Below are 5,221 nucleotides of genomic sequence, written 5' to 3' on the forward strand. Positions count from 1 at the left end.
GCGGCGAACAGGACGAGCGCACCGTTGGTGAGCCCGAGGGCCAGGCCCGGCCAGACCAGCAGCATCGGCGCGGTCTGGATGTTGGTGAAGGCCTCGTTCAGCATCGCGCCCCAGGTGGGGGTGTCGCCGCCGCCGATGCCGAGGAACTCCAGGCCCGCCTGGAGGCCGATCGCGAGCCCGGCGACCAGCGCGGTCTGGATGATGATGGGCGCCCGCACGACGATGAGGACGTGCCGGGCGATGATGCGGACGTCGCTCAGCCCGGACACCTTCGCGGCGTCCACGTACAGCTCGCCGCCGACGCCGACGACGATGCCGCGCACCAGCCGGAAGAACACCGGCGAGACGAGGACCCCGAGGACGATCATCAGCGTCCACACCGTGGGGCCGAGGATGGCGCGCGAGGCGAGCAGGACGACCATCGCGGGAAGCGCCATGACCAGGTCGGCGGCGCGTCCGGCGACGGCGTCCAGCAGGCCGCGCCGGTATCCGGCGACGAGGCCGGACGGGACGCCCAGCAGCAGCGCGATGGCCAGCGACAGCGCGGCCCCGGCGAGGGTGGCGCGTCCGCCGTACAGCAGCCGGGACAGGATGTCGCGCCCGGCGGAGTCGAAGCCGAGCGGGTGCCCTGAGGACGGTCCCCCGAACGCCTCGCGCAGGCTGGCCGCGCCGGGCTCCTGGGGGGCGAGCACCGGCGCGAGCAGCACGGCCGCCACGATGGCCAGCAGCACGGCCGCCGCACCGAGGCCGAGCGGATCGCGCATGAGCCTGCGCAGCACGCCCCGGCGCGGGCCGCCCGCGTCCGGGCGGACGGCGGCCGGCGCGGCGGGGGGCAAGGTGGGGTCGCCGGGGGCGCTCATGCCGTCCTCGCCTTCGGGTCGAGCCAGCCGATGAGCAGATCGACCAGCAGGTTGACGATGACGACGCCGGAGACGCTGAACAGCACCAGCGCCATGATGACCGGGATGTCGCCGCGGGTGGTGTAGGTGACGGTCATGCTGCCGATGCCGGGCAGCCCGAAGATCTGCTCGACGATGACCGCGCCGCCGAGCAGCCCGACGAACTGGGTGCCGAGCACCGACACGGCGGGCGCGGCCGCGTTGCGCAGGACGTGCCGCGCCACGACGTGCCCGGGCAGGCCGCGGGCGCGCAGGGTGCGGACGTAGTCGCGGCGCAGCTGGTCGATGACCGAGCCGCGCACCTGCTGGGCGACCCCGGCGACCGCGCCGATCGACAGCGACAGCACCGGCAGGGTGATGGTGGACAGCCAGCCGGCCGGCGAGTCGGTGAACGCGGTGTAGCCGATCGCCGGGAACCAGCCGAGCCGCACCGCGAACACCAGGACGATCACCAGCGTGACCAGGAACCCGGGCAGGGCGTACCCGACGACGGCGAGGACCTGGACGGCCTTGTCGACCGGGCCGCGCCGCAGCCCGGCCCAGGCTCCGAGCAGGAAGGACACCAGCGCGGTGACGGCGGTGACGCCGAGCAGCAGGCTGACGGTCACGGGCAGCCGGGTGGCGACCGCCCGGCCGACGTCCTCCCCGGTGAACCAGGAGGTGCCGATGTCGCCTCGGAGCAGGTGGCCGAGCCAGTCCAGGTACTGGACCAGGACGGGCCGGTCGAGGCCGAGGGCGGCGTTCTTGGCGTCGACGAGCCCCTGGTCGGCGTTCTGGCCGAGCAGCTGGCGTCCGACGTCGGCGCCGGCCGCCGACAGCAGCAGGTGGGTGAGCAGGGAGATGGCCAGCAGGAGCAGCGCTCCGGCGGCGGCCCTGCGCAGGACGAGGCGCAGCATGGTCCTCCGGCTTCCGGTGGGCGGCGGGGCCGGGGCGGGCGGACGGGCGCGCCGCCCGTCCCGCCCGCGGTCCCGCGGGTCTCACTTCGCGGGCGCGTAGCCGTAGATGGAGGGGACGGCCATGCCGGTCTGCGGCGTGACCTTCACCTCGCCGTCGGTCACGTGCAGGTAGGTCATCCGGTAGAAGGGGACGAACCAGGCGTCCTTCACCAGGTGGTCGTTGAGGGCGCGCAGGTCGGCCTTGGCGTCGGCGGCCTGCCTGGACTGGATCTTCGGCAGCAGGCCCTGCACGGTGGCGTCGGTGGTGCCGAACAGGTTGAAGGTGCCGGGCAGCACGAGGTCCTTGATCGTCAGCCAGTCCTCGGCGGGCTGGCCGATGTTCATCACCATGCCGGAGTAGGCCCGGTCGGTGAAGATCTTCCGCACCGCCGAGGCGTCCACCCGGTCCCACTGCAGGGTGATGCCGACGGCCTTGAGGTCGGTCTGCAGGGAGGTGGCGAGGGCGTCGGAGACGATCGCGGGGATGCGCGGCAGCTTCAGGGTGAAGCCCCCGGAGAACCCCGCCTGGGCGAGCAGCGCGCGGGCCTTGGCCGGGTCGTAGGGGTAGGCCTGGTCCAGGGCCGGGTCGTAGCCGGCCGAGGCGGTGCCGAAGACCTGGTCGGTGATCTCGCCGCGGCCGTGCCGGATCTGCTTGAGCATGGTCGCCCGGTCGATGGCGTGGTTGATCGCCTGCCGGACCCGGACGTCCTTCAGCGCGGGGGTGCGGACGCCGCCCCGGTCGAACAGCAGGATGCCCTGGAAGTCGAAGCGCTGCGGGGTGGTCTTCAGCCTGCGGTCGGCCTCGGCGCTCATCTGCTGGCCGGCGTCCTGGAGGAGCGCGGCGTCGATCTGCCCGGTCTTCAGGCCGTTGACGATCGCGGTCTCGTTGTCGAAGTAGCTGATGGTGATGCTGTCGTAGGGCAGGTGCTCGCCCCAGTAGTTCTTGGCGCGGGTGAAGACCCACCGGGTGCCGATCGCGCTGCGCGCCTGGTCCAGCTCGTAGGGGCCGGTGCCCTCGGGCTTGGTCTTCAGCGCGTCGCCCTTGGCGAAGGCGGCGGGATCGGCCATCAGGCCCGCGGCGTCGCTCAGGTAGAAGAGCATCGCCGGGTCCGGCCTGGAGAGGGTGAGCTTGACGTGCGCGGGGTCGGCCACGGTGACGGACTTGAGTGCGGCGAGGGTCTTGGCGTCGGCGCCGCCGCCCTTCTGGAAGCGCTCCAGGTTGGCCTTGACCGCGGTCGCGTCGAACGGCGTCCCGCTGTCGAACTTGACGCCTTGGCGCAGGGTGAGGGTCAGCTGCGTCCGGGTGGCGTCGTAGCTCCACGCGGTGGCGAGCATCGGCGCGTAGGCGCCGTCGGCGTTGCGCTTGACGAGGGTGTCGTAGACGGCCTGGAAGTACGGCAGCGCGCTGCCGACCGCGGCCGCCGGGTCGAGGCTCTGCGGGAGCGTCAGCGTCGCGATGTCGAGCGTCGCGTCCTTGGCCGTCCCGGAGCCCTTGCCGCCGGTGCAGCCGGTGAGCAGGGTCGCCGCCGCGAGCAGGGCCGCGGCGGAGCGGAGGAGGTGCTTCATGATCGCCACTTCCGATGGGGGTGAAGAACGTCCCGTGCGGGAGGTGACGGTGAGCATAACCACAAAATTTACCAGGTGGTAGGTTTTGTGGCCGGAAAACTAACCACGTGGTAGGTTCGCTGCGCTGCGGGGCCGCCCCGCGTGCTCATACGGTTCTCTCAGCACCGTTCGAGCGGTGGAGCCGCAAGCATCCGAGGCCCGGGAGAGAGACGTGACGTCGCCCAAGCAGCACCGCATCCCCAAAGGCGAGCGCACCCGCGCGCGGATCCTGGAGGCGGCGACCGAGCTGTTCTCCCAGTCCGGCTTCCGCGTGGTGTCGCTGCGCGACATCGCCGCGCACGCGGGCCTCACCCACGCGGGCCTGCTGCACCACTTCACCGGCAAGGAGGACCTGCTGCTGCAGATCCTCAGCCACCGCGACGCCGTGGACGCCAAGCTGCTGTTCGCCGAGCACCCCGACGGCGGAGCCGCCGCCCTGCTGCAGGTGATCGTCGGGTTCGTCGAGCGCAACACCGGGACCCCCGCGATGGTCGCGCTGTACGTGAAGGTCGCGGCCGAGGCCACCGATCCCGAGCATCCCGCGCACGCCTACTTCACCAAGCGCTACCAGGTGATCCGCGCGCGCATCGCCGAGATCCTCGCCGCGCTGGCCGCCGAGTCGGGCCCGCGTGCGGCGAACGCCGACACGCCCGCGCCGCTGGACGCGGACTCGGCCGCGCGGCAGCTCATCGCCCTGATGGACGGCCTGCAGACCCAGTGGCTGCTCGAACCCGACTCAGTCGACATGCGGGCCGAGGTGATCTCCTTCCTCGACCGCCTCGGCCTGGACGCCACCGCGGCCCTCCCGCCCGGCCCGGCCGAGCCCGCGTCTTCGACTTCGACCGCGACCACGACCGCGACTTCGACCGCGTCTTCGACCGAACCCGAGGTGACCTGATGGACCAGTCCCCCGCCGCCGGCGCGTCCGCACCCGGCGCCTCCGCCGCCGAGCTCCCGCTGCCCGAACGCGCGTCCCTGACGTCCGGGAGCGGGACGTGGACGACGACGGCCGTGCCCGGCGTCGTCCGGGAGATCACCGTCTCCGACGGCCCGCACGGCATCCGCCGCCAGGACACCGCGAGCGGGGACGCCCTCGGGCTGCTGCACAGCCTTCCGGCCACCTGCTTCCCGCCCGCGGTCACGCTCGGCTCGTCCTGGGACCCGGACCTGGCCCGCCGGATCGGCACGGCGCTGGCCGCCGAGGCGGCGTCCCTCGGCGTGGACGTGGTGCTCGGGCCGGGGGTGAACATCAAGCGCTCCCCGCTGTGCGGCCGCAACTTCGAGTACTTCTCCGAGGACCCGCACCTGACGGGCGTCATGGGCGCCGCGCTGGTGGAGGGCGTCCAGGCGGGGGGCGTCGGCGCCTGCGTGAAGCACTTCGCGGTCAACAACCAGGAGACCGACCGCATGCGGGTGAACGCCGTGGTCGACGAGCGGACGCTCCGCGAGGTCTACCTCGCCGCGTTCGAGCACATCGTCCGCACGGCCCGGCCCTGGACGGTGATGACGTCCTACAACCGGATCAACGGCGTCTACGCGAGCGAGAACCGGTGGCTGCTCACCGACCTGCTGCGCGGCGAGTGGGGCTTCGACGGCCTGGTGATGTCGGACTGGGGCGCGGTCAACGACCGGGTCGCCGCCCTGGCCGCCGGCCTGAACCTGGAGATGCCGCCGACCGGCACCGACGAGGAGGTCGTCGCGGCCGTCACCGGGGGGCGGCTCGCCGACCGGGCCGTCACCGACGCCGCCCAGCGCGTCCTCGATCTGGCCCGCCGCACCGAG

General features: G+C 72.8%; 5 protein-coding genes. 2 read left to right on the top strand and 3 right to left on the bottom strand.

Translation table 11 applies throughout. From position 1 onward, the window contains the following. The 3 genes from AB0J52_RS26520 to AB0J52_RS26530 form a co-directional block, all read right to left on the bottom strand. The coding region (locus AB0J52_RS26520) for an ABC transporter permease (RefSeq protein WP_500185013.1) at positions 1–860 on the bottom strand (860 nt) is incomplete at its 3' end. Beyond that, on the bottom strand, positions 857–1,795 hold the full coding sequence (locus AB0J52_RS26525; protein WP_500185015.1) for an ABC transporter permease: 939 nt from the start codon (positions 1,793–1,795) through the stop codon (positions 857–859). The genes AB0J52_RS26525 and AB0J52_RS26520, both read right to left, overlap by 4 nt. 81 nt (positions 1,796–1,876) lie before the next feature. Beyond that, positions 1,877–3,400 (bottom strand): ABC transporter substrate-binding protein, encoded by a 1,524-nt coding sequence (locus AB0J52_RS26530; protein WP_500185016.1) that lies wholly within the window; start codon positions 3,398–3,400, stop codon positions 1,877–1,879. A 211-nt stretch (positions 3,401–3,611) separates the two neighbouring features. Between AB0J52_RS26530 and AB0J52_RS26535 the strand changes: the two genes are divergently transcribed. Both AB0J52_RS26535 and AB0J52_RS26540 read left to right on the top strand, forming a co-directional pair. Continuing rightward, positions 3,612–4,337, top strand: coding sequence for a TetR/AcrR family transcriptional regulator (locus tag AB0J52_RS26535; RefSeq protein ID WP_500185018.1), 726 nt, complete (start codon positions 3,612–3,614; stop codon positions 4,335–4,337). Beyond that, the coding region (locus AB0J52_RS26540; protein ID WP_500185019.1) for a glycoside hydrolase family 3 N-terminal domain-containing protein at positions 4,337–5,221 on the top strand (885 nt) is incomplete at its 3' end. The genes AB0J52_RS26535 and AB0J52_RS26540, both read left to right, overlap by 1 nt.

The sequence above is a fragment of the Spirillospora sp. NPDC049652 genome (assembly GCF_040675125.1).
Lineage (GTDB): Bacteria > Actinomycetota > Actinomycetes > Streptosporangiales > Streptosporangiaceae > Spirillospora.